Source organism: Streptomyces echinatus (assembly GCF_014203595.1).
In the GTDB taxonomy this organism is placed as follows: domain Bacteria; phylum Actinomycetota; class Actinomycetes; order Streptomycetales; family Streptomycetaceae; genus Streptomyces; species Streptomyces echinatus.
The window spans coordinates 22,123-49,009 of record NZ_JACHJK010000019.1 but is presented as its reverse complement, the minus strand read 5'-3'; the positions used below and the strand labels follow the sequence as shown (position 1 = coordinate 49,009).

At 71.0% G+C, this 26,887-nt stretch carries 19 protein-coding genes and 4 pseudogenes; 12 read left to right on the top strand and 11 right to left on the bottom strand.

Annotated features, from left to right (window positions below; all coding sequences use genetic code 11):
- Positions 1-184: 184 nt before the first annotated feature.
- Both FHS34_RS36515 and FHS34_RS36510 read right to left on the bottom strand, forming a co-directional pair.
- Complete coding sequence (locus FHS34_RS36515; protein WP_184973721.1) at positions 185-1,669, bottom strand: alpha/beta hydrolase; 1,485 nt, start codon at positions 1,667-1,669, stop codon at positions 185-187.
- Positions 1,670-2,062: 393 nt separating this feature from the next.
- Positions 2,063-2,866, bottom strand: a complete 804-nt coding sequence (locus FHS34_RS36510; RefSeq protein WP_184973719.1) for an alpha/beta fold hydrolase — start codon at positions 2,864-2,866, stop codon at positions 2,063-2,065.
- Positions 2,867-2,959: 93 nt separating this feature from the next.
- Here FHS34_RS36510 and FHS34_RS36505 point away from each other — a divergent pair, with 93 nt between their 5' ends.
- Positions 2,960-3,805, top strand: coding sequence for a helix-turn-helix domain-containing protein (locus FHS34_RS36505; RefSeq protein ID WP_184973717.1), 846 nt, complete (start codon positions 2,960-2,962; stop codon positions 3,803-3,805).
- Between the two features lie 260 nt (positions 3,806-4,065).
- On the opposite strand, the gene FHS34_RS36500 is transcribed toward FHS34_RS36505, so the two are convergent.
- Positions 4,066-7,503 (bottom strand): AfsR/SARP family transcriptional regulator, encoded by a 3,438-nt coding sequence (locus FHS34_RS36500; protein WP_184973715.1) that lies wholly within the window; start codon positions 7,501-7,503, stop codon positions 4,066-4,068.
- 125 nt (positions 7,504-7,628) lie between these two features.
- On the opposite strand from FHS34_RS36500, the gene FHS34_RS36495 reads away from it, so the two are divergent.
- The 5 genes and pseudogenes from FHS34_RS36495 to FHS34_RS36470 all read left to right on the top strand — a co-directional run bounded on the left by FHS34_RS36495 (position 7,629) and on the right by FHS34_RS36470 (position 12,013).
- Positions 7,629-8,378, top strand: coding sequence for an SDR family NAD(P)-dependent oxidoreductase (locus FHS34_RS36495; protein WP_184973713.1), 750 nt, complete (start codon positions 7,629-7,631; stop codon positions 8,376-8,378).
- Between the two features lie 121 nt (positions 8,379-8,499).
- On the top strand, positions 8,500-9,660 hold the full coding sequence (locus FHS34_RS36490) for an alkene reductase (protein WP_184973712.1): 1,161 nt from the start codon (positions 8,500-8,502) through the stop codon (positions 9,658-9,660).
- Between the two features lie 47 nt (positions 9,661-9,707).
- A pseudogene (locus FHS34_RS36485) lies at positions 9,708-9,834 on the top strand (IS5/IS1182 family transposase); the annotation flags it as partial.
- Between the two features lie 609 nt (positions 9,835-10,443).
- Entirely contained in the window at positions 10,444-10,863 is a 420-nt protein-coding gene (locus FHS34_RS36475) for an ankyrin repeat domain-containing protein (RefSeq protein WP_184973708.1), read from the top strand.
- 592 nt (positions 10,864-11,455) lie between these two features.
- Positions 11,456-12,013 carry a CAP domain-containing protein gene (locus FHS34_RS36470; protein WP_221509954.1) on the top strand — a complete coding sequence of 186 codons (558 nt, stop codon included), beginning with the start codon at positions 11,456-11,458 and terminating at the stop codon, positions 12,011-12,013.
- Positions 12,014-12,149: 136 nt separating this feature from the next.
- Here FHS34_RS36470 and FHS34_RS36465 read toward each other — a convergent pair whose 3' ends face one another.
- Positions 12,150-12,959, bottom strand: a complete 810-nt coding sequence (locus tag FHS34_RS36465) for a M20/M25/M40 family metallo-hydrolase (protein ID WP_225817789.1) — start codon at positions 12,957-12,959, stop codon at positions 12,150-12,152.
- Positions 12,960-13,071: 112 nt separating this feature from the next.
- Between FHS34_RS36465 and FHS34_RS44235 the strand changes: the two are divergent.
- Positions 13,072-13,346: pseudogene (locus FHS34_RS44235) on the top strand (helix-turn-helix domain-containing protein); the annotation flags it as partial.
- Positions 13,347-13,416: 70 nt separating this feature from the next.
- Here FHS34_RS44235 and FHS34_RS43890 read toward each other — a convergent pair.
- The 4 genes from FHS34_RS43890 to FHS34_RS36440 all read right to left on the bottom strand — a co-directional run bounded on the left by FHS34_RS43890 (position 13,417) and on the right by FHS34_RS36440 (position 17,963).
- Positions 13,417-14,418 (bottom strand): helix-turn-helix domain-containing protein, encoded by a 1,002-nt coding sequence (locus tag FHS34_RS43890; protein ID WP_225817788.1) that lies wholly within the window; start codon positions 14,416-14,418, stop codon positions 13,417-13,419.
- Positions 14,419-14,816: 398 nt separating this feature from the next.
- Positions 14,817-15,413, bottom strand: a complete 597-nt coding sequence (locus tag FHS34_RS36450; RefSeq protein WP_184973704.1) for an NADPH-dependent F420 reductase — start codon at positions 15,411-15,413, stop codon at positions 14,817-14,819.
- Between the two features lie 40 nt (positions 15,414-15,453).
- On the bottom strand, positions 15,454-16,272 hold the full coding sequence (locus FHS34_RS36445) for an inositol monophosphatase family protein (protein ID WP_184973701.1): 819 nt from the start codon (positions 16,270-16,272) through the stop codon (positions 15,454-15,456).
- 185 nt (positions 16,273-16,457) lie between these two features.
- The gene (locus tag FHS34_RS36440; protein ID WP_184973825.1) at positions 16,458-17,963 is read right to left on the bottom strand and encodes a GMC family oxidoreductase; all 1,506 of its coding nucleotides are present in this window, start codon (positions 17,961-17,963) and stop codon (positions 16,458-16,460) included.
- A gap of 555 nt (positions 17,964-18,518) precedes the next feature.
- On the opposite strand from FHS34_RS36440, the pseudogene FHS34_RS42900 reads away from it, so the two are divergent.
- A pseudogene (locus FHS34_RS42900) lies at positions 18,519-18,774 on the top strand (IS5/IS1182 family transposase); the annotation flags it as partial.
- Between the two features lie 104 nt (positions 18,775-18,878).
- On the opposite strand, the gene FHS34_RS36435 reads toward FHS34_RS42900, so the two are convergent.
- Positions 18,879-19,616: an SDR family NAD(P)-dependent oxidoreductase gene (locus tag FHS34_RS36435; RefSeq protein ID WP_184973699.1), complete on the bottom strand. Its 738-nt coding sequence runs from the start codon at positions 19,614-19,616 to the stop codon at positions 18,879-18,881.
- Positions 19,617-19,700: 84 nt separating this feature from the next.
- On the opposite strand from FHS34_RS36435, the gene FHS34_RS36430 reads away from it, so the two are divergent.
- Positions 19,701-20,300 carry a TetR/AcrR family transcriptional regulator gene (locus tag FHS34_RS36430; RefSeq protein WP_184973697.1) on the top strand — a complete coding sequence of 200 codons (600 nt, stop codon included), beginning with the start codon at positions 19,701-19,703 and terminating at the stop codon, positions 20,298-20,300.
- Positions 20,301-20,392: 92 nt separating this feature from the next.
- Positions 20,393-20,631, top strand: a pseudogene (locus FHS34_RS36425) (IS5/IS1182 family transposase); the annotation flags it as partial.
- A 525-nt stretch (positions 20,632-21,156) separates the two neighbouring features.
- Here the strand turns inward: FHS34_RS36425 and FHS34_RS36420 are convergent.
- Complete coding sequence (locus FHS34_RS36420; RefSeq protein ID WP_184973695.1) at positions 21,157-21,759, bottom strand: helix-turn-helix domain-containing protein; 603 nt, start codon at positions 21,757-21,759, stop codon at positions 21,157-21,159.
- A 273-nt stretch (positions 21,760-22,032) separates the two neighbouring features.
- On the opposite strand from FHS34_RS36420, the gene FHS34_RS36415 reads away from it, so the two are divergent.
- Both FHS34_RS36415 and FHS34_RS36410 read left to right on the top strand, forming a co-directional pair.
- Positions 22,033-22,257 carry a hypothetical protein gene (locus tag FHS34_RS36415; protein WP_184973693.1) on the top strand — a complete coding sequence of 75 codons (225 nt, stop codon included), beginning with the start codon at positions 22,033-22,035 and terminating at the stop codon, positions 22,255-22,257.
- 200 nt (positions 22,258-22,457) lie between these two features.
- Positions 22,458-22,694, top strand: a complete 237-nt coding sequence (locus tag FHS34_RS36410) for a winged helix domain-containing protein (protein ID WP_372478638.1) — start codon at positions 22,458-22,460, stop codon at positions 22,692-22,694.
- A 374-nt stretch (positions 22,695-23,068) separates the two neighbouring features.
- Here FHS34_RS36410 and FHS34_RS36405 read toward each other — a convergent pair whose 3' ends face one another.
- Positions 23,069-26,860, bottom strand: coding sequence for an nSTAND1 domain-containing NTPase (locus FHS34_RS36405; protein ID WP_225817787.1), 3,792 nt, complete (start codon positions 26,858-26,860; stop codon positions 23,069-23,071).
- Positions 26,861-26,887: the final 27 nt, after the last annotated feature.

Genomic DNA, 26,887 nt, shown 5'->3' with positions numbered 1-26,887 from the left:
ACTGGCCGACCACCGCCGCTCCGCCATCGCAACGACGTACGCCGTCGGCAGCTCCTTGGTCGTACACGCTGCGGCTGGCGAATCCCGGCGCCAGAACGACACAGGTCACCTCTGGTGGGGACCGGGATCGACCAGCCCCCTCCGCTCCGGATCCGCATTCCGGGCGGATCCGGGGCGGCAACTGTCAGGACGGCACGGCGGGGCAGCTGGTGCCCCGTGGTGGGACTGCCAGGTCGGTGAGGTAACTGTTCACGGCCTCCTCCATACACGGGCCGCTGGTGACGCTGCCGTGGCCGTGGCCTTCGTAGGTGAGGAGCACACCGCTGCGGCCGAGCTGCCGAGCCACCGAGACCGCCCACGGATAGCCGGTGGCGGGGTCGTGCAGCGCGTTGGACACCAGCACCGGCGGGGCACCGTGTGCGTCCAACCGGTGCTGCGGGTTGGCGGTCGGCGCGCCCAGACACGCCGCTGCCATATGTATCGGCAGCAGGTAAGGCAGGTCAGGCGCGGTCTTGTTCATCATGGCGACGAGCGAGGAGTACTCCCGGTAGTCGCGCACTGGCAGACGCCAGTCCGAGCAGAAGACCGGGGTAGCCGGATGCAGCGGCGCTATTGAAGTGGGCGCCGCGGGCAGCGGCTTGCTCGCGTCCATCCCCGCGACCGCCGTCGCCAGGCCCGCGTAGTCGGCACCGTAGAACCTCCGGAACGCGATCTTGTTGACCAGATCCGACGACGAAAGCGAGGTTCCCGGCTTCGCAGGGTCCTCCAGCTCGCCGCGCCCGGCCCGGGCCAACAAGCCCTGCCAGACGGCGCGGACGTCACGGCCGTGCAGCGCGCATTCCGAGGCACCCTCGCACCACTGCACGAACTCCTGGAATGAATCCTCTGCCGTGGCCGCCTCGGACCGCAGGAAGTCACGGGTGGTCGGGACACCGTGGTCCATGACGCTCTCCAGCACCATCGCACGCACGCGGTGAGGGAAGGTCTCGGCGTACTGCGCGCCGAGCAGAGTGCCGTACGAGCTTCCGTGGAAGGTCAGTTTTCGCTCGCCGAGGGCGGCCCGGAGAGCGTCTACGTCCCGGACCGTCTGGGCGGTGTCAAGGTGGTCGAACACCGGTCCGGTACGGGCCCGGCAGTCGGCACGGAGACGGCTGTTGTACGCCATCGTGGCGTCGAAGTCCGCCTGGCTCTTCAGCTCCGGTGACGGCCGCTCGGCGAGCACGTCACCGGAGCAGGTCACCGCGTTGCTGCCGCCCACGCCGCGCGGGTCGAAGCTGACGATGTCAAACCTGCGGCGGATCTCGGGGCTGAACCGGCTGATGCGGCGCACCACCGTTTCCACACCCGAGTCGCCGGGCCCGCCGGGACCGAACACCATCGAGCCGACGCGTGCGCCGGGGTCAGTGGCCTTGCGGCGGGCCACGGCCAGGTCGAGGCTCGGCCCGTCCGGGTGGGCCCAGTCGACCGGCACTGAAAGAGTCGCGCACTCGGCTCCCGGTTTTGTCGGGTCGTCACACGGTGCCCATCGGAGGACCCCGGTGAGAGACGGCGACGCGTGGACCGCGGGAGCGGCGGCGAGGCCGGTGATGGCGGCCATGGCGGCTCCCACGGCCAGGGCCGTGCCCCGCGCGACGACGCGCCGCAGTGCGGATCTACCCCTGAACGGCATGGATCCCCCTCGTGAAGAGAGCAGTTGTGTCTGACATGCGGACCCGGCCGGGGCACCGTCGTCACGTTAGACGCACTGCCGCCCATGTGCTGCCCGCGTCAGGGGCTTTTCCGGGTCCGTACAGGGACCGCTCAGGGACGGCCGGGGGCAGAACGGAAAAGGCCACGGTCGGCTAAGGAGAAGTACGCCGCCCCGGCCGCCGCCGCACCGGATATGAGCGCACCAGTTTCAAGCACTGCGGCCATGCCGAGTGAGTGGTCCGTAGCCGCCGCCTCTGGCGCGCCTGTCCGCGCCCGGCGCTGGTGGTGGACAGGTTCACGTAGTGCAAGTCCTGCGACGGGACAAGGGCATGGCCTGTCATGCGGGGAGTCAGGCGCGTGATCAGGGACGAAGTCAGTCGCCAGGCCGCGCGGATGGCCAGGATGCCGGCGGGAAGGCCGTGATGGCGTCGACGAGGTCGGCCGGGGCTTCCAGCGGGATCAGGTGACCGGTGTGCGGGATCACCATGAAGTCGGCGTGGGAAAGATAGGGCACCAGATTGCACCGGAGCACATCGACAGGCTCGACCTGATCGTTCTCCCCGGCGATCACGAGGGCGGGAACGCTGACCATGCGCGTGTGCTCGGTGATGTCCTCCGCGATGCCGCGCAGCGGCCACTCGGTGCGGGCCGCTTCGGTGACGTTCCGCGAGTCGGTCACGATCTGTGCCTCGACCGACGCGGGCAATTCGGTCGCGGTGAGGACGTGATCCCGTGCCCCGGCGACGGACTCTGCGGAGTCGTAGGCGTGAGAAAGGGTCTCCCGGTACTCGTCAGTGATCTGTGCGGCGGCGGGCTTCGCCGGAGCGGAGCCGACCAGGACGATGCCGCGCAGGCCGGCGGGCCTGGTGGCCGCGATCAGCTGTGCGACCTTGCCGCCCATCGAGTGCCCCACCAGGACGTAGTCGGTGACCCCCGCGTCGGCCAGCACGGCGAGCATGTCGTCGGCGAGCTGACCGAGCGTGTACGGGCCGGGCAGACCGCTCGACCGGCTCCACCCTCGGAAGTCGGCCGTGAGCGTGTCACGGTCCGCGAGGCGGTCGACGACGAGGTCCCAGGTGCGGCCGGAACCACCCCAGTAGTGCAGGAACACCAGGGTCGGCCCGGTCCCGGGCCGGTGGTCGTAAGCGGGCAGGTGCGTCTGCTGCGGCGTGTTCACAGTGGCTCTTCCGGTCGGCGTGCTGGGCGATCGCCCCTTGTGTTCATCGAACACTCCGTACCCGGCCGGGGCATCGGCGCGACTGGTCACCCCATGGTGAAAAATGGACTCGTGCGCGTGATCCGGCAGATGACCTACCAACCCTCGGGGCACCGCGCCGCCGCGGTCGAGACGATGACGTTCGACCGCCTCCGCGAGCTGAACGACGGCGGCACACAGCGCGCCGACTTCCATGTCCTCGCCGTCGTCGACGCCGGGCACGGCACAGTCACGGTGGACTTCCGCCACCACCCGCTCAAGGAACGGTCCGCAGTATGGATTCCACCCGGCGCGGTACACCGGTGGGACGACATCGCCGGTGTGGCGGGGCACCTCGTGCTGTACGTGCCGACCGCGCCGGTCACCCACGCCACCCGGGAGCTCGTTGCGTCCCCGGACCTCGTCGCGCACTGGAGCGTCCCCGACGCCGACTGGCCCTTCGTCGAAATGGCGCGCGACCATCTCCTCCTCGAGGCGTCCGCTGTCCCCGAGAACGCCCCGACGGAGCTGCCCCCGATTCTGCTCTCCGCGCTCATTGCCCGGCTGCGGCCACCGCAGGCCCAAGCCCTGTCCGCGCACCCGGTGTTCCAGGAGTTCCGCTCCAGCGTCGAAGCACACTTCAGGGAGCACCACGCCGCCGGCTACTACGCCCGTGCCTTGGGATACGCGCCGCGCACCCTTTCACGAGCGGTGCAACAGGTCACCGGCCGCACGGCGAAGGTGTACATCGTCGACCGGATCGTCCTGGAGGCCAAACGGCTCCTCGCGCACGACCGCCTCACCGCGGCTCGCTGCGCCGCCATGCTCGGTTTCCCCGACGCATCGAACTTCTCGGTGTTCTTCCGCAAGGCGACCGGCATGCGCCCGGGTGCGTGGCAGGCCGCGGCAGCCGTCGAGTAGAGGTGCACTCGGGGATGGCTGCGGGGCTGGGGTTGCGAGTTGGCAGGGGAGGCACGCGTGGCGGATCTCGTGTGCGGCGCCGGTTTGGCGGAGGACTCCTCGATGGTGGGACTCCGAGGAAGGACATGAGGCGCCAAGGTCGGGACAGACAAAGGCCGGCCGTTGCAGGGCAAGCGCCACGCTCAGGAAAGGGCGGGATTGATCGGGGTCTGGCGCAGCGCTGGGAGTCTGCATCAGAGCCGGCGCAGTGCCAGGTGCGCTCAGTCCGACGTCGGAGTGCGGGCGAGCCCGGCGGCCTCCTCCGGTGCCATGCCCGCGCCGCGTTCGAACGCCTCCCGGAAAGCCTTCTCGCCCAAGACGGCAGTCGTCCGGGCGGTGATCCGGTCGACGTCGGCGCGTTCCGCGGTGGGCAGCGGGGCGCCCACGCTGCGCCGCGCGGTGTCGGCAGCGCCGAGCAGCACCGCGGCGCGGGCCGGGCCGTCGGGGCCGGCCGCGAGCGACTCGGCTCCTGCCAGGCCTTCCAGCGACAGCGCGAACGCGCGCGGCTCGGCGAGATCGAACGCGTAGTCCAGACCGCGTAGATGGCGGGCGAGCGCCGTGCCGCGGTCGCCGCGCATCTCGGCGGTGAAGCCGAGCTCGGCATGCCGCAGGTGGTCGCCGGCCGGGGACGCGAAGCGCGCCAGCATGCTGAGCAGCCGTGCCTCGGCCTCGTCGAGCGCGCCGGAGCGGCGCGCGCCCAGCGCGAGGCCGGTCTCGGCGGCCGCCTCGCCGAACCGATAGCCTTGAGCGGCGGCCAACCTCCGTGCCCGTTCGTGGAGTTCGGCGGCGCGCGACCAGTCCTCGGCGAGCAGCGCGAGGCGGCCGAGCCCCGAAAGCCGTGCGGACACCTCGGCGTGCAGATCGAGCTCCTCAGCCAGCGTCAGGCCCTGCTGTTGGCGGCGCTCGGCCTTGTCGTAGTCGCCCATGATCTGCGCGTGCGCGGCCAGGGGCGAGACGGTCTGCAACTCGCCCCACCGGTCACCGAGTTCCTGAAAGGCCGTGGCAGCGCGCACGCCGTCGCGGTCGAGAGCGGCCAGGTCGCCGGTGAAGAGCCCGTGCATCGCGCGCAGCGCGAGCCCGGCGGCGACGCCCCAGCGGTCCCCGGCCGCCTCGAACAGTGCCACCGCGGCGTCGTTCAACTCTGCACTCGCCGCCAGGCCACCCGCGCTGAACTCTCCGTACGCACACAGCCACAGTGCCCGGCCGCGGCGCACCGGGTCCGGCACGGCGTCGGCGGTGCCGTCGACGGCCGCCGCGCCTTCTCCGGTCATGCGGGCGAACGCGTAGTGAAGCAGCAAGAGTTCGGCATCGCCCGGGGCGGCCTTCAAGGCGGCGTCGAGGCGGCGCCGGGCCTCGGTGAGGCGGCCGCGCAGAAGCCACCACCAGCACAGCGAGGCGGTGAGCCGGGCCGCATCGGACGGCTCCGGCCGGTCCAACGCCTCATCGAGGGCGGCGCGCAGGTTCGCCGCCTCGGCGTCGAGCACGGTCAGCCAGCGCTGCTGGTCCGCGCCGCGCAGCTTCGCTTCCGCGTCCTCGGCGAGCGCTTGGTAGTAGCGCAGATGCCGGTACCGGGTGTCGGCCGCGTCCGCCATCTCGTGCAACTGGTCAAGGGCATAGGCGGCGACCGTCTCCAGCAGCCGATAGCGCGTCCCTGTCGGGCCCGTGACGACCACGACCAACGACCGCTCGACCAGCCGGGTCAGCAGGTCCAGGACGTCCGTCCCGTCCACACCGTCGCCCGCGCACACCGCCTCGGCCGCGTCGAGCGTGCAGCCGTCGCGGTGCACGGCCAGTCGCCGCAGCACGATGCGTTCCGGCGCGCCGAGCAGTTCCCAGCTCCAGTCGATCACGGCGCGCAGCGTGCGCTGCCGCGCGGGCGCGTCACGGCGGCCGGACGTCAGAAGCCGGAACCGGTCACCGAGCCGGTCCGCCAGACCGCGGACGCCGAGCGCCCGAACCCGGGTCGCGGCCAGTTCGAGGGCGAGCGGGATGCCGTCCAGGCGCTTGCAGACCTCCGCCACCGCTTCCAGGTCGCCGTCGTCCTCGGACGGCCCGAACCCCGGTGCGGCGGCCGCCGCCCGTGCCATGAACAGCGCCTGTGCCTCCGCCGATTCGAGCGGCTCGATCAGCACGACGGCCTCGCCGGCGACCGCAATCGGCTCCTGACTTGTCGTCAGGATCCTTACTTCCGGCGCGGCGCGCAGCAGCAGGGCGGCCAACTCCGCGGCGGCTTCGACCACGTGCTCGCAGTTGTCCAGCACGAGCAGCACGGACCGGTCTCGCAACGCCTGGACCAGGCGTTCGGCGGGCGCTGACGGCATGCCGAGGCGCGGAGCGCCCGCGGGGGTGTCGTCGCGGATGCCGAGGACGGCGGCGACCTCGGCCGCCAGATCGGCGGCATCGCCGTGCCTCCCGGCGAGTTCGACGAACCTGACGCTGTCGGGAAGCCGCGGGCACGCCGGGGCCGCGGCACCGGCGGCGACGGGCGGACGCCCGTCCGGGGTGCCCGGTTCGAGGCCTGCCGACAAGGCCTGCGCCGACGTCCGTGATCGGTGCAGGTCGTCCGCGGCGGAGCGGCCGGCGCCCGTCAGGCGCCGTGCGGCGGCGATCGCCAGCCGCGTCTTGCCGACCCCGCCGGGGCCGGTCAATGTCACCAGACGCGACTCGTCCATGAGCCGTGCGACCTGTGCCAGCACCGCGTCGCGTCCGATCAGCGGGGTGAGGTCCGCCGGGAGGTTGGGGGGGACCGTAAGGGATGCGTCGCTGCCCGGGACCGCACCGAACTCCGCCGGCGACGCGCTGCCGTCGACGGGACCGTGTGCGTGGCCGATGCCAGTGGCCGCAGTGATGGACTGCCCGTGCGGTCGCGCCGCGCCCGCGGCGCCTTCCCTCCGCTGCGTCCGCGCCTCCAGCGAGGGGTCCTGCCGAAGGATCGCGTCGTGCAGCGCGGCCAGGCCGGGCCCTGGGTCGAGTCCCAGTTCGTCCGCCAGGCGGCTGCGCAGGTCGGCGTACGAGGCCAGCGCCTCGCTCTGCCGCCCCGCCCGGTACAGAGCCCGCAGTTGCACGGCACGCAGCCGTTCACGCAGCGGGTGCCGGGCCACCAGGCCGGCGAGTTCACCGGTGAGCAGCGGGTCGTCGCCCGCTTCGAGGCGGGCCTCGGCGTGCTCCTCCAGCACGGCGAGGCGCTGCTCGTCGAGCCGGTAGGCCGCGGCACGGGCGAACTCCTCGTCGGAGAAGTCCGCGTACGCCGGGCCGCGCCACAGCCCCAGCGCGGCTGCCAGCCGGGCGGCGCGTTCCTCGGGGTCGGTGACGGCGCGGGCGTCGGCGACCAGCGCCAGAAACCGCGAGGCGTCCACCTCGCCGGCATCGCCGCAGCCGTCGGCTGCCGCGAGGGCGAGCCGGTAGCCGGCGCCCTGCCGCACCACGCGGTCCCGGCCGATCGCGCGGCGCAGCTGGGACACCTTGGCCTGGAGGGCGTTGACCGCATTACCGGGCGGCTCGTCCCCCCACAGCTCGTCGACCAGCCGGTCCACGGAGGCCACCCGCCCCTCCTGGACGAGCAGCGCGGCCAGCAGCGCGCGGACCTTCGCCTCGGGGACCTTCACCGGGTCACCCGAGGCGTCCCACACGGCAAGCGGCCCAAGCACCCCGAAACGCATATCTGCACGTTACACAGTGCGTCCCGGGGCACCGTCAGCGGATCATCAGCCGATCCGAAGCACCCGCGGCCAGAGTCGTCCCTGTCGGAAGAACGGCACGTCGGAGCGACCGGAGGGAGCGGATCATGCCGAAGTACACAGGCCGCAAGGCGGTCGTAGTCGGCGGCACCACGGGGATCGGCCTCGCGATCACCAAGCGCCTCGTCGAAGGCGGCGCCCGCGTGCTGCTGACCGGCGGCGCGGGGAACGGGTTCACGGATGTCGCGGGCCAACTGGGCTCCGCGGCCTCCCTGGTCGCCTGCGACCTGTCCGCCGAGGGCGCCGTCGCGGCGTTCGCCTCGGCGGCGGAGAGCGCCTTCGGCACCGTCGACATGCTGTTCTTCAGCGCCGAGTCCGGCACCGTGGAGCGGCTCGCGGAGCCGGAGGCGAAGTCCGGGACTGAGCGTTACGACCGGCAGTCCACCGCCGCCGCGAAGGGCGCGTACATTCCCGTCCCGGCGCTGGCAGCACTGGTCGCCGACGACGGCGCCATCGTCTTCACCACGGTGACGGCGGACACCTGCCGGTCCGGCATGCCGGACGCGGGCGTGCACGCCTTCATCCGGGCACTCGCGGTCGAACTCGCCGACCGCGGTGTCCGCGTCAACGCCGTGTCGCCGGGCGCCATCGACACGCTTGCCGAAGTCGCTGCCCGAGGCCCCGGGCGCTACACAGCACCGCCCCTCGGGCGCCGCGGATCCGTCGACGAAGTCGCCCGCGCCGCGCTCTTCCTGGCCGCCGACGCGACGTTCACCACCGGCACCGTGCTCGCCGTCGACGGCGGCCTCAGCTCAAGCGGCGGCCGGCCGAGGCCGCATCCGGCGCCCCAGGACTGAGCGTCAACTCCACACGCGCCGACGCATCCGTACCTTCTCCGAAGCCGAAGCCGAAGCCGAAGCCGAGACCCGAAACCCGGATCTCGGATCTCAGATCTCGGATCCTGAAAGGACCCCTGCCATGACCGCGAACCCCATCCCCGCCGCCACCTCCGCCGCCCGTGACCTGTTCGAGCCCGCCCGGCTCGGCCCGCTCGACCTGCCGAACCGCCTCGTGATGGCCCCGATGACCCGCAACCGGGCCGCCGCCGACGGCACTCCACTGCCGATCATGGGCGAGTACTACGCACAGCGGGCCGGCGCCGGGCTGATCATCGCCGAGGCCACGACCCCGAGCGAAGTCGGCGCGACGTACCCGAACATCCCGGCCATCTACCGGGATGCGCACGTCAAGGGCTGGCGGGCGGTCACCGAATCCGTGCACGCCGCGGGCGGCCGGATGTTCCTGCAACTCCAGCACGGCGGCCGGATCGGCCACCCGGAGACCAGCGGACTCCAGCCCGTCGCGCCCTCCCCGGTGCCGTACCCCGACCCGATGCACACCCCCTCCGGTTCGCGTCCGTCGGTGGTGCCGCGCGAGATGACGGTCGACGAAATCCGGGCCACCGTAGAGGACTTCGCGAACGCCGCACGGAACGCGATAGCCGCGGGCTTCGCCGGAGTCGAGGTGCACTCCGCGAACGGCTACCTGCTTCACCAGTTCCTCGGCCAGGACACCAACCGGCGCACCGACGCCTACGGCGGACCGGTCGCCAACCGCATCCGGTTCACCGTCGAGGTCGTCCGCGCCGTAGTCGACGCGATCGGTGCCGAGCGGGTCGGCGTCCGCATCGCCCCCGGTGTCACCGCGAACGCCATGGCCGAAGGCGACACCGAGGCCATCTACCCGGAGCTGGTCGCCGCTCTCGCCGAGATCGGCCCGGCCTACCTGCACGTCGTGTTCGCCGACCCCGACCAGGCGCTGTTCCGCGAACTGCGCGCGGCCTGGCCCGGCACGCTCATCGCCAACCCCGTGCTGGGCTGGGGCGGCCCGCTGCCCGAGGACGGCGGAAAGGCCGCCGCCCGGCGGCTGCTCGCCGCGGGCGCCGACCTGATCGCGCTGGGCCGGCCATTCCTGGCCAACCCGGACCTGGTGCACCGGCTGCGCACCGGTGCCCCCGTCAACCAGGTGCGCGACTACGGCTTGATGTACACGGGCGGAGCCGAGGGCTACACCGACTATCCGACGCTGAGTGACTCGGATGCGGCAGACCGCGCCGGCCTCACCGCAGCGGGCGCGTGATCCGCTGTCCACCGCGATCGCCCTGCACATCCGAAGTGGTGCACGTTCTCGTGCTGGAAGCGTACGACCGGTTGATCGGCCTGGAACTGTCCGAGAGATCCGTGGATGGTTGCATCATTAAGGCCCCGGGCGGCGGCCAGAGGGCGGGCGGGTCCACCGGTGGACCGCGAAAAGCTGTGCAGGCCAGAGCTGCACGAGATAGCGCTCTACTGCCTCGATGCTCTGCTCGCTCTCGGCCAAAGCCCGGACCGCAGCCCGGCCCGAGGAACTGATGCGCACGCGCCACGATCCGCCCTGGTCCGCCAGCGTGATCAGGTCATCGAGCCGGCCCACGTTCATCGACCAGATCGCGACCTGGCCGCTGACCGACTCGAAGTCCGCTTCCGCCTGCTCCTCCCAGTCGGCCGGGTCCTGCGCCGGCGCAGGCCCGTCCCAGACTTCGACCGTGACGGAAGCGGTGTGGGTGTGCCCAGCGCTGGTGATGTCCAGGCGTCCCGGGTGCGTGCTCAGGAACGTGCCGACGTCGAAGTCGCCCGGGAACAGCAGATCGAGGAGGGCGTCGTCGGATTCCTGCAGCCCGAACGGGTAGTCACTCACGCACACGTCTACGTGCTGCTCGCGGACAAGCTGTGCCACGAGATTCCCCCCGAAGGCGCGGGCGACCGGTCATCACCTGCGATCGGAGGCCCACATCCGACTGGTCTTGCGCGCTTCCCAGGCAGTCACCGGCTTCGTCGGGATTTCGGGCGGTGCCCCCTGTCTGTTCGGTCGAGCCGGGTGAGGATGGTCGGCGTGACGGATCGGGATCGGTTGGGGCGGACGGCGGTGCACTATGTGGCTGCCGATGGGGACGCGGATGGTCTGAGGGTGCTCTTGGCCGGAGGTGCCGCCGCGGGGGTGGCCGATGATGCGGGCTGGACGCCGCTGCATTTCGCGGCTCAGGCTCAGGCCCCACCGGTCGTCGAGGTACTCCTGGCCGCGGGTGCGGCGGTTGATGCCGTGGACCGCCATGGCAATACGCCGTTGTGGAGGGCGGTGTTCTGTTCGCAGGGAGAGGGTGCGACGATCCGGCTGCTGCTGGAGGCCGCCGCCGACCCTGACCGGGACAACGGCCATGGCGTGAGCCCGCGGGTGTTGGCGGGACGCATCGCCAACCATGACGTGGCTGCCCACCTGGCGGCCGGGGACAGGACTTCCTCCTAGGCTCCACTGCCCATGGCGGCGGGCAGGGGTTCGTTTGTTCGAAGACTGGGGTGGGGCCGAGGAGTCGGTCGGCGGACTTCGTACGGGACGACCTCACGTCGCTGCTCCTCAACCCTTCGCAGGTCACAGCCGACCAGGTTGTGGCAGCCGGGTGACGACCTCCTGGGTACGGTGATCCGGGTCCTGCCGGCCCCGCACTGCTCGCCAAGCTCTTGCGGTGGCGTTCCTCGGGTCCCTGGTCGCCACAGGTCTGCCCCGCCTGGCCCGGGACGGTGTGCCGACCGAAGTCGAATTCCCCAGTCCGGCGCGACGCAGGTGGCGCGCTGAGCGGCGCTGTCTGCACGACAGCGAGCCGCGAAACTTCTCACCGCTTTGCGCTGGAGTGGGGGAGTACCGGGGTCCGGCGCCGGAGGGGGAGTACCGGGCTTTGCGCTGGCGGGAGGGGTAGCGGCCGGAGTGGGCTGGGTCGCCCTCTCGCACTGGATAGCGATCAGGGGAGCCGGGTGGCAGTCTGAGAGGTGGATCCAAGAATTGGGGAGCTCCTCACACCGACCGACACCTACTGTTTCGTGATCGCGGAGGTGGAACTTCCATGAGGAACCGGGTCTCCCTTACCGGAACCGCAGTGGGCGTCGTGGTGGCCGGAGCCCTGTCGACGACACTCGTGCCGTTCACCGCGTCGCCGGCCTGGGCTCAGGCGTGCGCGACCTCCGATGTCGTGTGCCTCATCAATGCCCAGCGCACACAACGCGGTCTTCCAGCCCTGACTCTCAATCAGAACCTGACCACAGCGGCTCAGCAGCACGCCTTCGCGGCCGTGCAGCAGAGGTGGTGGGGGCCGGGCAGAAACCCGCACGTCAACCCGCAGACCGGCTCGACGCCGCAGAGCCGTATCCTGGGGGCCGGCTACTGCCCAAACCCCGTGTCTTGGCGGGTCGCCGAGATCGCCTACACCGGCTGGGGCGGTTCGGGTACGCCGAACGCCGCCGCCAACTGGTGGATGAACTCACCGCCCCATCGGGCGAACATCCTCGATCCCGGACTGCGTGAGATCGGGCGCGGGGTACAGGCCGGAGCGGCCGACCCGGCCGGAGCTGGCGCGAGCGGAGCCGGTACGTACGTAGTCACCTTCGGAAGCTGCCAGCGTTGACGCACGAGCAGCGACGCCCCAGCACACCCGGGCCTGCACTCCTCTGTAGCCGGTCTGCGGGTCGTAGGCGGCACCAGAGTCGGCGGTGCAAGCACTGAACCGCTTGTCCGACATGCCCTGCGGCGGCCCGAAGGAGTCAGTAGCCGCTGATGCAGATGGAGCGGAAGCCCGGAACGTGGCTCAGTCCCTCCTGGCTGGGCACGAAGATCATGCCGAACGGTGCCGCACTCGCCATCACTTCCGCGTCGTGCCCGGCTCCGCTGGGCGTGGTGGTGTGCGTGAGTCCGAGCCGGGAGGCCGCCGTCGCGACGATGTCACGAATGCGCGGATCGGCGACCTCGGGGTCGATGCGCAGAGAGGCTTTCGCCTTCACCTCGTAGCCGTCTGCTTCCCCATCAGGGCGACCTCGCCCCGGAATTCCCGCTCCGCCGTGACGAGTCGCCACCGACTTCCGTCCCTCAGCTCGGCGGTCAACGACACGGCGCCGGGGATGACGTTCGTCAACCCTGGCTTCAGGGACAACCGGCCGACGGTCGCGGCTTTTGGCGTTCCGCTGCCTTAACGATGTGACCGGCGGCGACGAGGGCATCCCGGCGTCCCGGCATCGGAGTGGTACCGGCATGGCCGGCCTGGCCGGTGATGTCGACGTCGATGACGGTACGACCCACGATCGAGTCGACCACCCCGATGGGAAAGCCGGTCCGCTCCAGCACGGGCCCCTGCTCGATGTGCAGCTCAGGTAGGCCGCGATCGATCCCGGCGGCCAGGCTGCGGTCTCCAGGGCGTCCAGATCTCCCCCTGCCAGCCGCAGAGGCTCACGCAGCGACAGGCCGTTCAAGTCCCGCGGGTCCCGCGGCAAGTCGTCGATCCGGCCGGTCAGCGACAGTGACCCCCAGAAGGGCTGCTGGAACAACGCGCCCTCCTCGTTGCTGAACCCAACCGCCACGGGCGTCAGATCGGTCTAGGCCGGTTCGCCGGGCCGGGAGCGTTCGTAGCGGCGGACTGGTTTCGCCGGTGGCCCGGTCGCAGGCGGCCGCCCCGCTGGCCCGACCGGCAGGCTGCGTCTGGCCCGGTGTGTCGTGGACGACGGTCGACCGTCGCGGCGGGCCGCGGAACGCTTCCAGGTCAGCCACACCCACCGCGGCCCGGTGGGCCGGCCGCTACCGGCTGTCGGGCGCCGAGGGCATGCGCGACCGTTCCAGCCGCCCGCACCACCAGCCACGCCGCACAGCGCCCGCGATCGAGGCGCACGTCGTCCATCTGCGCCGCGGAACACCGGATCGGACCGGTGCGCCTGGCGGCCCGCTGCAACATCGCCGCGTCCACCGCCCATGACGGTGGGACACGAGGGCCTCCTGCGGTCGGTCGTAGATGTCGCAGTGCACACCGAACCCGGAAGGCCCTCACCTGTTCAAGCACCCAGCACGCGTGTCACCAACGTCCCGGGACAGCCCAGCTAGGTCAGGCGCTTTCGGCCGGCGCGTGGCTCGGCGGGGGCTGGTGCGGCGAGAGCGAGGCTGCTTCGGTAGCACGGGCGTACTCGGTGGGAGTCTGGCCGAAGTGCTTCTTGAAGGCACGCGTGAAGAGACGCTCAGTCGTGACGGGGCGGCAAGGGCGAGGCGGGCCTCGTGCAGGCGCCGGCGGCGGATGTAGGTGCCCACCGGCTCGCCCACCGCGGCGAATGCCCGGTGAAGGGTACGGACGGAGACGTTGAGTTCACGTGCGAGCATCGCCGGAGAGAGTTCCGGATCAGTGAGGCGGCGGTCCGCGAGGTCCTTGGCGGCCTGGGTGAGGGCGGGGGCCAGCCGGGGTTCCACATCGTCGAATCGGCCCTTCGCCACCGCCTTGGCCAACTCGATCAGGGTGCCCTGAGCGGCTGCCACACCGGCCGGGCCGAGGTCGGCCACGGTTGTGTGGATCATGTCGGTGAGGGCCGTCAGCAAGCGCACTTCGGCCGATTCCGCCGGCCCGGTGACGGCCCGGTTCCCGAGCAGGGGCTTGAGCTCGCCGGGTGGGAGGACGAGGAATTTCGCCGTGAGGTCCGCCGATGTCTCGAAGGCCGTCAGACGCCCGAGGTGGCGGACGAGGAACTGCCCGGCCGACACCGCCCGGTCGCCGTGTCCGGGCGCTCCGCCCAGAGTCCATGCGCCGCGCCGCACGATGTACATGGCCACCAGATCCTGATCGCCGCCCGGAACGTCGGCAGTCCGGGTGGCCGAGGCGGCGTGAAGGTCGGCGATCGCCGCGCCGTGCACCTTGGTCACGTTGCCCTTGACGCGGAAGTCGCCGATCGTCTCCGCGCTGAAGGCCGGTAGTTGGAAGACGTCGTCGCCGATCTGCGTCTGCCAGCCGCGCCGGAAGGCGTCGAGTCCCCGCGGTGCGGCACCCGGCGCGGTCGAGTCCACGGTGAAGACCCCGCGGGCGCCGTCGGCTCCCGCTCCGGTGCGACGTATCCCTCTGCGGTCCCTCGTATTCATTGCTTCAACGCCAACCTGTGGTGATCGTGTTCCGTAGGACGCCGGCATGGCTCATGTGGGCACTGGGCCCATCTTCCTACGGACGGCACAGGGGCAGGCGGTCGAGGGGCGGAGCTGAGGATTCCGTGCCGGACAGATCAGCTTCGGCAACGGGCGAGGCGGCCCCTGTTGTTCAGGCTTCTCCTGGCCTGCGCAGCAGGGGCCGCGGGTCGCTTTCGCGCTCGCTCCTGACGGTGCCGAAGTCGCCGTGATCGGTCGAGCACCCCTACGGGAACCGGTCGACACCGCGCCGGCTGCCGTTCCGTGCGGTCGGCACGGCCAGGCGGTCAGCGGGCGATCGAGATCGCGAAGGGGGTGAATCCGCTGGTGCGGATGACGTGCGGTACGAACAGGATCGCGGCCTCAGCGGCGCGGGCGGTCCGGATCCCGCCGAGGTCGGTGATCCACTCCTTCCTCCAGCCGAGGTCGGTGAGCAGTTCGCGGACGGTCTCCTTGGCCGGCGGGGCCTCGCCGGAGAGGAACACGGTGGGCGGCTGAGTGAGCGTGGCCGGCGCGGTCATCACCGGGAAGAGCATGGTGTTGAGGGTCTTGACGACGTGCGTTTCGGGGAGGGCTTCCTGGAGTTGCTCGGCGAGGCTTGAGCCGGGGTGGATCAGGTCGGCGGGCAGGCCGTCCGGTCCGTCTGTGGTGGCGTTGGAGACGTCCACGAGGATCTTGCCGTGCAGTTCGTCGCGCAGGGCGGCGAGGCGTTCCAGGGAGCCGGCGCCCGGCGTGGCATTGATGACGACCCGGGCTGTGCGGGCGGCGTCTGCGGCGGCGCCCGGCTCTCGGCCGGCCACCGTCACCTCGTGCCCTGCCCGGGTGAGGGCTGCGGCCAGGTTGCCGCCGACGCGGCCGTTTCCGAGTACTGCGATCGTGGTCATGGTGATCCGGTCTTTCCGTGCGTGGACTGTGTGGTGCGGGTCAGCGGGAGAGGGTGGCGACGGCCTCGGCGTGAACGCCGGGCGCGGCGGCCAGGAAGCTTTCGCTCTGCGGGGTCCATGGGCGGCCCTCGGCATCGGAGATGCGGCCGCCCGCCTCGGTGACGAGCAGCGCCCCGGGCAGCAGGTCCGCGCGGGCTCCGGCGAACTGCCAGAAGACGTCGAGCCGGCCGGCGGCCACGTTCACCAGGTGCAGGGTCGCGGGCACGGAGGTGCGCACGACGAGCGCGTCGAAGAGCATCGCAGTGACGGAGGACCCTATGAGGCGTACGACCTTCGCGTCCTCGTCCGGCCGGGCCTGGCTGGTGGCTACGATGCTCAGGCCGAGCTCCGCGGTCTCGGAGACGCACAGCGGGCGTCCGTCGAGGTGGGCGCCGGCTCCCGCGAGCGCCGTGCAGGTCTCGCCCGTCAACGGCAGGTGGACCACGGTCAGTACGGGCCGGTTCTCGCGTACGAGGGTGACGGTGACCGCCCACTCGGGCAGGGCGTGGAGGTGGTTGACGTTGCCTTCGGCCGGGTCCACGACCCACCACTCGCCGGGCGGCAGTGCTCCGCCGTCGAGCTCCTCCTCCACCCAGCCGGCGTCCGGGCGCAGCCGTGTGAGGCGGGGGCGCAGGACGTCGAGGGCCGTGTCGTCGTTGGCGGCGAGCGCGCTCATCAGCTCCTCGCGGGTCCCATAGCGGACCACCTGGCCGAAGCGCTCGCGCAGCGCCGAACCGGCCGTGCGCACGGCGACGGCAGTGTGGGCCAGCAATTCGGCGTCGGAGGTGGCGACGTCCATGCTCGGAAGGGTTGCGGACATGGTGGTACTCCTGTCTGAGGAGGGGTGAGGGGCAGGTCGAGGGGGCGACGCGATGCGCAGGGCAGATGGAAGCGGGTCTGCTCGTCGCGCTCGACGGGCTGCTGAGCCGAGGTCGGGCCACACGCCCCAGGACCGGGGGTGAGCGCGTGTTGAGGAGGCGGCGCCGTGGGCGAGCTGCAGGGGGCTCAGTCGAGCAGTTCGGCGGCCCGTTCGGCGATGGCGTAGACGGTCGCGTTGGTGTTGGCCGACGGGATGGACGGCATCACCGAGGCATCGGCGATGCGCAGTCCGCCCATTCCGTGGACGCGGAGGGTGGCCGGGTCGACGACGGCATCGGCGTCGGTTCCCATGCGGCAGGTGCCGGTGAAGTGGAAGTACGGTCCGGTGGCCTTGCGGAGGAACTCGTCCACGTCATCGCCGCCCGTGCCGGGGCCCGGTACCGACTCCTGCTTGCGCCAGGCGGCGAACGCGTCGGCCTCCCCGATGCGGCGTGCCAGGGCCAGACCCTTGCGCATGACCTCCAGGTCGCGGTCATCGCTCAGGTAGCCGGGGTCGACCACGGGAGCGCCGGCGGGGTTGGCGTCCGCCAGGCGCACGGTGCCGCTGCTGTGCGGCGCCATCGCCGAGAAGGCGATGGAGTAGCCGTTGGCCGGCGCCTGGCCCCCTGCCGAAGGGAGCGGTGCGGCGACGACGTAGACCTGGAGGTCCGGGCGCACCGCGGAGGCATCGCTGTAGAGGAGGCCCATCATCTCGGCCGGCGGGTTGGCGGGAACGAACGGTACGGGCCGGCTGGCCTCGTACACCACGGCCGCCAGCGGATGGTCCTGCAGATGGGAGCCCACTCCCGGTACATCGGCGACGACATCGACCCCGTGTTCGTGCAGGTGTCGTGCCGGGCCGATCCCGGACAGCATCAGGAGGTGTGCAGAACCTATGGCCCCCGCGGTCAGGACCACCTCGGCGCTCTCCACTGCCAGGTGCTCGCCGCGCTTGGTGTATTCGACGCCGGTGCAGCGGCCCGCGCGGGTGCGCAGCCGTAGCACGGTCGCGTCCGTGACGACGTCCAGGTTCGGCCGGTCGAAGAACGGACGGATGTAGGCGTCGGCCGCGCTCTGGCGGGCGCCGCCGGGCAGGTTCATGTCGCTCCACCCGAAGCCGGTCTCCAGCCCGCTGCCGATGTCAGCGGCGCGTGGAAGTCTCGCCTGCGCCGCGGCCTCGATGCCCGCCGCGGCCAGGGAGTGAGGTTCGGGGACCGGGGCGACCTGGACCGGCCCGTCCGTGCCCCGTACGGAGGCGTCACGACCGCGCGCGCTTTCGCTGCGGCGGAAGTAGGGCAGCAGATCGTCGAAGCCCCAGCCCGGAGCACCGAGCCCGGGCCATTCGTCGTAACCGGAGCGGTGCCCGCGCAGGTGGTAGAGGCCGTTGATGCTCGAGGATCCGCCGAGCGCCTTGCCCCGCAGCACGTCGGCGGTCCGGCCGGTACCGGCCTGTACGGTCGAGGCGCTCAGCCACAGGGATGACGGGGCGAACTCCAGGAATCCCCAGGGAGATGCCATCGCCTCGGTCGCGTCCCGGGCTCCCGCCTCCAACAACAGGACTCGCACGCCGGGGCGTTGCGAGAGCCGCGAGGCAATCACGCAGCCCGCTGTACCCGCCCCCACCACGACGTAGTCATAGAGTTGTCTGCCCATCATGTCTCCGCTTTCCCACGGCAGCGCTGTCCGACCACCGGGCTTCAGAAGGCAGCTCCTCGGTGATCGAAGAGCTGATGACGTTCACCTACGAGAGGGGACCGAAAGAGGGAGGGAGGGCGTTCTCACGCGGGTCGGTGCCCGGCCCGGCCCGGCCGCGGCCAGGCTCCACTCGCAGACGCACGTCGCGGGCGCTGACGGACGCCTGGCGACCCGGCGGCAGACAGGCGCCTCGATCCGACGGGCCAAGGCACGGCAAGCCTGGCCACGACCGTTCGCCCCGCTACGGATATTCCTTTCGGCCCCGCTACCCGCGTACGGCCACGCGGCTGGACTCCTCTTGGCTCACGCCTCTCTCATCCTCGGTGCGTACCGTCTGGTACGGCCCGCTTTCCCCCTCTGCCGTCGAAGCTTAGGAAGCTGACGTGCCACGCACTTGAACCACCGCGCCATTCGCCCGGAACCTCAGCGCCACACGACAACATCGAGCACACACCGCGTCCGCTTCCGGGCAACCGAGGTACCAGGCGATCGGCGTCGGGGTCCTGAGAAACCCCCGTGGCTTCCGGGAAGAGGCACACGCCCTTGCGGCACCGCCCCGATGAGGGCCTGGGGCGCTCACGGGGCGGCCTGACCTGCAAGATCCACCCTGCCGGTGAGGGCGGACGTCGCCCCCGCTCGCCTGCTGATCACCCCGGGCAGTGGGGCGACGCCCCGCAGCTCACCCCGGTCACGGAGTGTGTCCGCGGCCGGCCGCCGGGATGGCGGGCGGCCGCGGACTCGGCCTGGCCACCTCGGCGCAGGCAAGGCCACTCTCGTTGCTTCCTGCGCACTGGGCCTCGTACGACGCACACGCGCGGCCGGGAGGGCGCCCCATCGCTTCGAGGCGACCGGATGCGCACCGCCGGCCGTCGTTCAGGCCCGGGTGTAGCCGCCGTCGGCGAAGAGTTCGGCACCGGTGACGAACGACGAGGCGTCCGAAGCCAGGAAGAGGGCGGCCTCGGCGATCTCCTCGGCGTCGGCCAGCCGCCCCAGTGGCACGACAGCCTCGGCGAACCGGTCGGCGTCCTGGCCCGCGGCGCGCAGCAGGGCAGGGGTCCGGGTGGGTCCCGGGCTGAGGACGTTGACCCGGAATCGGCGCTCCCGCGACTGCCGGGCCCAGTTGTGCACGAGGTTGCTCACCGCCGCCTTCGAGGCGCTGTAGACCTCGAGTTGCTCATTGGGCCGCACGCTGTTGCTCGAACCGATGACCAGGACGGAGGCGTTCTCCGCCAGCAGCGGAAGCGCCTTCTGAACGGTGAACAGTGGGCCCTTGACGTTGACGGCGAGCGTCAGGTCGACGTTCGCCTCGGTGTGGCCGCCGAGCGCGGCGTCCGCGACGATTCCTGCGTTGGCCACCAGCACGTCGATGCGTCCGGTCTCCTCGCGTACTCGCGTGTAGAGCGCGTCCAGATCGGCCAGGACCGAGACGTCGGATCGTACGCCGGTGGCCGCAGGGCCCAGCTCCTTGACCGCCGCTTCGAGGCGGTCGATGTCCCGGCCGGTCACGAAGACCCGTGCGCCCTCCCGGACGAAGCGGTGGGCGATGGCCAGCCCGATCCCGCTGGTCCCTCCGGTGATCACGGCCACCTTCTCCTGCAGCACGCCTGGCATGTCGAACCCCTTCAGTTATGGAATCGATCGTCCATAACGTAGACAGTAATGGACGATCGAGTCAAGAATGGATAGGCTGAGACCATGCCGAGACCACGCGCATTCGACGAACGACAGGTCCTGGAGCGGGCCCGGGAACAGTTCTGGGCGACCGGCTATGCGGGAACCCGGATGGACGACATCGCCCAGGCGACCGGCCTGGGCAAGGGCAGCCTGTACGGCGCATTCGGCGACAAGGGCAAGCTGTTCCACCGCGTGTTCGGCGACTGGTGCACCGCAGTCGTCGAGGTGGCCGAGGGGCAGCTGGCAGGCGGCCCGGACGCCGAGGCCCTGACCCGGCTGTCGGGGTACGTGCACCTGATGGCGGAGAACACCGCCTCCGACACCGAGCGCCGCGGGTGCCTGCTGGCCAAGGGCGCGGCGGAACTGGCCCAGCACGATCCGACGGTCGCCGGGCGGTCGGCCGAGACCATGACGGCGCTGCTGACCCTGCTGCGGACGGAGATCAGCGCCGCCCAGCGCCACGGCGACATCGACAGCGCCGCGGATCCGGAGCGGCTGGCGGCACTTCTGCTGACGGTGGTCCGCGGTATCGAGGCGGTAGGCAAGGCCGGCCTGGACCCTGAGACGCTGCGGAACATTGCGGACACCGCACTGGCGGTCCTGCCCGTACGCGAGGCGTAGACACGCCTCACAAACGGGCGCAGGCCGGCCCGGGAGAACCAACGTGGTGCCTCACGGTCACATGATCCGCCGGACCGTGCCTGGTGCTCCGACGCCCCCTGGCTTTCTTCCTCACTGCGGGTCAGGCCGGCGACGCACCCGCATTCGCGGACGTGAGGGTACGCATACGCGTCCAGCGCCGCCGGGGACGGCCCCGCACCCGGCCCGGCATGGTCTTGGCCCACAAGGCGTACTCGTCGCGCGCCATCCGCGAGCACCTGCGGAAGCGCGTATGCGCGCAGTGATCCCCGTCCCCGCGGACCAGCGGGGTCACCGACTGCGTCGAGGCCGCCTCCGCTCGGGAGCCGCACGCGCTGATGGAGCCGAGTTCGGTGATCCAAACGAAACCGCCTGGCCCTGACTGCGCAGGACCCGTTGCCCGGCTAAGGCACGCGCCCCCTACCGTCCCCTCGCCCGCCCTGCCGGGCCCACCGGCGGCGGGCGACGACGAGGAACGCTGCCTGTCATCACTCGCGTCGACCAGATCCCCCCCATCCCGCGCGATGTTCCCGGCCGGCAGCCACCCTGACGTGCAACAACCCGGAGCCGTGCATCACGGCTGGAACACCGCCCCGCCAACTCCTGCTGCACGCAGTCGACAGCCCACTGGCCAAACCGCTTGGCCAACTTACGCCGCAAGAAAACCAGTTCACAGAAATATGCAGGTCAGCGATCTGAGTGGTTCGCTCCGGCGCTGAGGATCGTGTGGGGAGCTACCTGCCTCAGCTGGCTGTCGCCGCCGTGCGGCGGGCGGCTGCGGCGCGGGTGCGGGCGATGTCGGTGGGGTGAATGCCGTAGCCGGCCGGGTTGAGGTTGATCAGGTCGCGGTGCAGACGGCGTATCCGCAGGGCCAGCTCGAGGCGGAGGGGGGGCGTTTGTCGCGGACCTCGGCGACAGTGCGTGGGTTGACGTCCAAGCGGTGGGCGAGTGTGGTGGCGGGCCATCCGGCCCGTGCCAGGTCGCCCAGCAGCCGGGATGCTTCCCCCGAGTCGGTCAGGCCAGGGGCGCCGGGGTTGCGGCGGTGGGGGAGGGGGATGCCGAGGATGGCGTCCGCGGAAGTACGGGCGATATCCGGGACCGTGGTGTCGTGCGCGGGGGTCCGCAGGACGCGGCGGACCAGGGTCACGGACAGGCCGGCCCGGTCGGCGATGTCCTGCGCGGACATGCCCTGCCCGCGCAGCCGGACGGCCCACCGGGCGGCGGCATGCGGCGGGACACGGGCGGACAGCCCGCGCGCGCGGTCCTGGTCGCGCCGACGGCGGGCACGCAAGGCTGCCTGGCGGCACTCAGCGCGGGCGCAGCCGTAGTCGGCGCACGACGCCTGGCCGTGACGGACCGTCGACCGCCGCGGCCGCCGCGGCCGACGCTGCCGCGCGACCGGCACGGCGACGGAAGCGGACTGCTCCCCGGTGAGTGGCATGGTGATTCCTGCTGCGAGTTCGGTTGCCGGCCAACGCTACATGCCCCCCACCGACACAACACCCCTGCTACGCACCGCGTGCGAGGCCCACAGGCCCGGACAGCAGCGCATGCCGCGCCCCTCTCCCCAGGCCGGTCGAGACGACCTCGCCTCCCACGCAAGCCGACAGTTTCGACCCTGCTCAGTCCGGGCCCAGGGCCGCCTGTACGTCCCCCCCGGGGGGCGTCTTGCGAAGCTCTCTGGGCGGGCTTGGGCCGCTGCTAGTCTGCCGATATGGCCAGAGAGATTCAGGTACCGGTCGACGACGCGGCGTACGACGCCCTCGTCGAGGAGGCCGAGCGGACCGGCGTCACGGTGCCGGAACTGGCCGGACGGGTCCTCGAGCACGATGTCGCCCGGCGCCGGTTCGTGACGGCCGTGGGCGGCTTCGTCACCGCCTGGGGGCCGGCCTTCGACGAGGCGGTCGGCACGAGCGGTGCCGGCGGTGCCGCCGCGTGATCCTGCATGTCGACCGCGCCTGGCTCCTGGAGGCCGGGTCATCCGCCCCCGCCTCGGTGGCTACGCCAGGGCGTCATTCCCCTACTGGTCTCACCTGGACGAGGACGGAATCCGCGCCTGCATGAGCGGCGACACCCGCGCCGCCCGCATCCGCGTCCTGTCCGTGATCGCCATCGCCACGACGGCGGTCTGGGGTCCGGCTGACGACGGCCCGCGCGGTGCTGGACGTCGGCGAGGACACGGTGACGCCGTCCGCCGTCGGCACCGTGTACGAATGCGCGCCCGAGGCGGAAGCGGTGCTGCGCCCGCTGGCCGACGGCCGGACCGTGGACCTGGCCACGCTCGCGGAGACGGCCGGCCTCGCCCTGGAGGACGTCGCCGCCCTGGCCCAGGAGCTCGTTGCCGGGCAGGCTGCGCCCGTGGAGAGCCTACTGTGACCGCAGAACTCGCCCTCGGTACCTACCGGTGCCGGACGATCCCGGAGGCGGCCGTCTGCGCGGCCGCCTCCGGCGCGCAGTGGGTCGACACCGCCCGCACGGCGAATGACTGCGCCGCCGCGTTGCTCCGCCCACATACGAATGTGTCGTGGTACGGCCCGCGGCCCCCGACCTGAGAGCTGCCTGACTCCCTGAACGCAGGGCACGGCAACAGCGGCAGGTGGGGCGATTTCAGCTTTACCGTTGGGAAACTGTCTGCGTGACGGGTCCGCGAAGGGCAGCGTTGGCAGGGGTGCTCATCCTGCGCCTCCCGATCGGCCGTTGAGCAGGAAGCGGAACCGCTTCTGGTGCGTACCCGTACCGCAACGACCGGCTCAGTGCTCTTGGCACACGTTCCTGTACGGGGTGCGGGGAAGGGCGGCTTTCCATTCAGCGCGCGAGAGGGTTCGTCCGGCGCGTCGGCATGTCCGGTCGGCTGCCCAGTGGGGGTCTGTCACGTACGTGTACAGCGGCGTGAGGCCCCCTGCTGTGCTGAGCCTTCTTCCGTCCGGGGTGAAGGCCATGGACAAGGGCGTATCACCGGTGCTGGGCAGCGAGAAGCCGTACTGCTGAGGCGAGGCCGTGTCCCATAACTGGATGGTGTCGCGGGTACCCGCTGCCAGCGTGCGGCCGTCCGGAGAGAACGCCAGAGCCGAAACCGCCGTGGTGCTCTTTGCGGTGCCGCCCCTGGTGGCAGCGAAGAACGTCCGCCGCCTTACCCGGCTGTCCCAGACGGTGACGCGACCGGCTGCGTCACCGACCGCGAGATGTTTCCCGTCGCTGCTGAAGGACAGAGCCCGAACCGTGTCCTGACTCAGCACACGGCGCGTGACCCGTCCGGAGGGGAGATCGACCACTTGCCCGGAAGAGGTGACGAGCAATCTGCCGTCCGGGCGTAGCGCGAGTAGATCTCCTCCCACGCCGGGAAGGACTCGGACCCTTTTCCGGCGGTGTAGGTCCCAGATCTCAAGGCGCTGGTCATCGGCGATGAACTGGGCGTCGGTCACCCTGCGGTCGTCCTGGGAGCGCGGGAGGTAGAGAAGCCTCCCGTCTGGACTCACCTCGATGTCCCGGATGGGCTTCGTCTTCGTGCCGGAGACTGCAATGTCCAGCCGCCTGCCCTCCTGAGCGCCGCCGGCGACCAGGGTTGTTTGCTGACGGGAACCGGTCGCGCGGGTGACGCCGTACACGTGCATCCGTCCGTCCGGGGTCAGTGCGACAAGGCTATGACAGCGCCCACCGGCGTCCGGTCCCGCCGCGGCGGCGGGACAGTGCATGTCAGCGCGGTGCAGGCGGCCGCTGCGCAGGTCACGGAACCCGAAGAGGACGGTGTCACCGTCTGGGGAGGAGTGAGCAGTGGTCAGAACATTGCCGTCCTCGGTGAAAGCCACCTGCATGTGCGGTCGGCGGGACCAGACGAAGTCCACAACAGGGCCGAGTTGGAGAGTTCTGACCGTGGATGCGTGGAGGCCTGCGAGATAGCGGAGCGTGCGGCCGCCGGGAGCCCAGCGCAGTGAACTGGCCGTTTCACCGACGAGGGAGTGACGGAACACCGGACCGGCAGGGCCCCTGACCCGCCAGACGAGGATTTCGTCCGGGTCGATGGCCGCCAGGAACTGCCCGTCCGGGCTCAGGACCGCTTCGACGGTTCCCGGGTGCCCGACGGTATGGAGGAGCTTGCCCGAGGCCACTTCCCAGAACAGAATCTTGTCCGCGGTGAGGGTCAGCAGCGCCCTGCTGTCCCGGCTGAAGGAGAACTGCAGGCCGCGGCATCCGGATCGGGCTTTCGACAACTGCGCAGCGGTCAGCTCCCGCCGACTGTTCGTGTCATACACCTCCAGCCGGGCGGAACTGCCGCGGCACAACGCCAGCAAACGATCATCAGGGCTCGCCTTGCCCCGGACAGGGCCGTCGGCGGCACCGGCACGCCGCTCCAGGAGCAGACGGCCACTGGCGATTTCCCTCAGCTGCACGCTGTGGTCCGCACCGTAGACGATGACGGTCCGCCCGCTGGGGCTCATCTGTCCTACAGCCCCGCGGACCGGCGGCCGACCTGCCGGCCGGCCTTCGGCCAGGTTCCACAGTCGCACGCCGCTGTCGCTGTTCAGCACGGCAGTGTGCGACTCGGGACTCACCTCGGGATAGTCGTCGGCGTACGCTCCAAGGCCTGCGAAGGAGGCCAGTTGCCGATGCGTCGACACATCCCATTGCCTCACCCGTTTCCTTCCGGCACTGATCACGGTCCGCCCGTCCAAGTCGAGAAACTGGCCTGCGGCCGGATCACCGCCAGACACCGTGAAAGCGTCCGCCTCCTTCTGCCACGCCGCGGCGAGCAACGTCGATCGCGTCTCGGGAAGATCCGCCAACCGCCATGCGGCCACGCTCAGCAACATGGCTCTCTTCGGATCCTCGAAACGTATGCCGTCGGCCAGCGCTGCGATACGGCGTGCCTCGGCCCGCAGCTGCTCTCGCTTCCAGAACTGGCTCTGGCGAAAGGCGGTAAGACCGGCGATGAGGGACAGGACGAGCAGGACGGACAGAGCGACAGCGGACCGGCGCAGCTTCCGGGCAGTACGGGCCGCGCGGTGTTGTTCCTGCTCTCGTGCGGTGAGGCAGGCGACGAGGAAATCGTGTTCCAGAACGGTCAGGTCCTGCGCGGACCCGCCAGCGAAGTGTTCTTGCGCGGTGTCAAGGAGGGTGCCCCGGTACAGAGCCCCCGGATCGCGAGCGAGCTCTTCCCATACGCGGGCGGCTTCGGTCAGCTTCCGGTGCGCGCGAAGGCGCTCGCGGTCGGTCTCTATCCAGCCGCGCAGTCGTGGCCAGGCCGTCAGCAGGGTCTCATGAGCGAGATCAACGGTGTCGTTGTCAAAAGTGAGCAGGCGCGCGGCGGACAGAGCCTCCAGTACCTGGGCGGTTGCTTGACCGCTGGTAGTTTGCAGCTCGGCACGTTCTGCGGGCCGGCGGGTGTCGGGGGCTCCGTCGCCAGGGGTGACCAAACGCAGCAGGAGACGGCGCGCTGTGTGTGCCTCGCTTTCAGTGAAGCGGTTGTAGACGCCTTCGGCGGTCTTGGCGATGGCACCGTGCAGGGTGCCGGCGGCTTCGTAGGTGCTCTCGGTCAGCGTGCGGCCGGTGCGGTGGCGCCAGGTCTCCAGCAGCGCGTGCGACAGCATCGGAAGCGCGCCCGGCTCGCCCTCGACATCGTTCAGCAGCCGGGCGGTCAGAGCGCGCTCCACGACGAGCCCGGCTGCGGCGGCCGGTCCGACAATCGCCTCTCGTAGTTCTTCACGGCTCATCTGTCCGACCGGAACGGTGGCGTCCCGCAGCACCGCGGTGAGGCCAGGGTGTTCCAGGCAGTGGGCGTAAAAGTCGGCCCGGACCGCGGCGACCACGCGCAGCCGGCTGCCAGAAGTGAGGGAGGTGAGCAGCCGGTTGATGAAGTCGGTGCGTTCGGTCGCATCCCGGCACAGGGTGAAAAGCTCTTCGAACTGGTCCACGATCAGCCAGGTGTCCCCGTCAGTGTCCGGCACCGGAATCAGACGGGATGCGTGGGTGTCCACCGGGTGCTCACCGGGAGTCAGGACGCGGATCGCCGCTGGACGCAGTGCGGGGTCAATACCTTCACGTAATCGGGGAATCAGCCCGGCCCGCAACAGCGAGGATTTGCCGCTCCCGGAGGGGCCAAACACAGCGGTGAAGCGGCGGTCACGGGACAGGTTCAATAGCCGGCTGGTCAGCCTCTCACGGCCGAAGAACAGCTTGGCATCAACCGGCTCGAAGCGGGCCAGGCCGCGATAGGGCGGCGGCGTGCCGGAACCCTCGCCGGGCACAGCTGCCGCCAGCGCAGCCGCCTGCCGCCAGCGCTCCCGCCACTCATCCTCATCACCGCCGCAGGCGCGCACGTAGGCCAGCGTCACCTCCAAAGAAGGCAGCTTCTGGCCCGCCGCCGCCTGGGACAGCGTGGTGACCGAATACTCCACACGCTGAGCCATGACCCGATAGGTAAGGCCGCCGGTCTCCTGCCTCAGCTTGCGCAGCTCCTGCGCGAACCGCTGCGCCGGTCCTGCGGCAGGATCCACCGGCACTTCACGACGTCCCGCCACACTTCCCGCCCCCTCCAGCAGCCTCACGACCAGGTCAGTGGCGACGCTACGGAG

Bases quoted from the DNA above. Each gene is read 5' to 3' on its own strand.
- FHS34_RS36515 (WP_184973721.1), bottom strand. From the start codon at position 1,669: ATGCCGTTCAGGGGTAGATCCGCACTGCGGCGCGTCGTCGCGCGGGGC.
- FHS34_RS36505 (WP_184973717.1), top strand. From the start codon at position 2,960: ATGGTGAAAAATGGACTCGTGCGCGTGATCCGGCAGATGACCTACCAA.
- FHS34_RS36500 (WP_184973715.1), bottom strand. From the start codon at position 7,503: ATGCGTTTCGGGGTGCTTGGGCCGCTTGCCGTGTGGGACGCCTCGGGT.
- FHS34_RS36495 (WP_184973713.1), top strand. From the start codon at position 7,629: ATGCCGAAGTACACAGGCCGCAAGGCGGTCGTAGTCGGCGGCACCACG.
- FHS34_RS36490 (WP_184973712.1), top strand. From the start codon at position 8,500: ATGACCGCGAACCCCATCCCCGCCGCCACCTCCGCCGCCCGTGACCTG.
- FHS34_RS36475 (WP_184973708.1), top strand. From the start codon at position 10,444: ATGGTCGGCGTGACGGATCGGGATCGGTTGGGGCGGACGGCGGTGCAC.
- FHS34_RS36470 (WP_221509954.1), top strand. From the start codon at position 11,456: ATGAGGAACCGGGTCTCCCTTACCGGAACCGCAGTGGGCGTCGTGGTG.
- FHS34_RS36450 (WP_184973704.1), bottom strand. From the start codon at position 15,413: ATGACCACGATCGCAGTACTCGGAAACGGCCGCGTCGGCGGCAACCTG.
- FHS34_RS36445 (WP_184973701.1), bottom strand. From the start codon at position 16,272: ATGTCCGCAACCCTTCCGAGCATGGACGTCGCCACCTCCGACGCCGAA.
- FHS34_RS36440 (WP_184973825.1), bottom strand. From the start codon at position 17,963: ATGGGCAGACAACTCTATGACTACGTCGTGGTGGGGGCGGGTACAGCG.
- FHS34_RS36435 (WP_184973699.1), bottom strand. From the start codon at position 19,616: ATGCCAGGCGTGCTGCAGGAGAAGGTGGCCGTGATCACCGGAGGGACC.
- FHS34_RS36430 (WP_184973697.1), top strand. From the start codon at position 19,701: ATGCCGAGACCACGCGCATTCGACGAACGACAGGTCCTGGAGCGGGCC.
- FHS34_RS36420 (WP_184973695.1), bottom strand. From the start codon at position 21,759: ATGCCACTCACCGGGGAGCAGTCCGCTTCCGTCGCCGTGCCGGTCGCG.
- FHS34_RS36415 (WP_184973693.1), top strand. From the start codon at position 22,033: ATGGCCAGAGAGATTCAGGTACCGGTCGACGACGCGGCGTACGACGCC.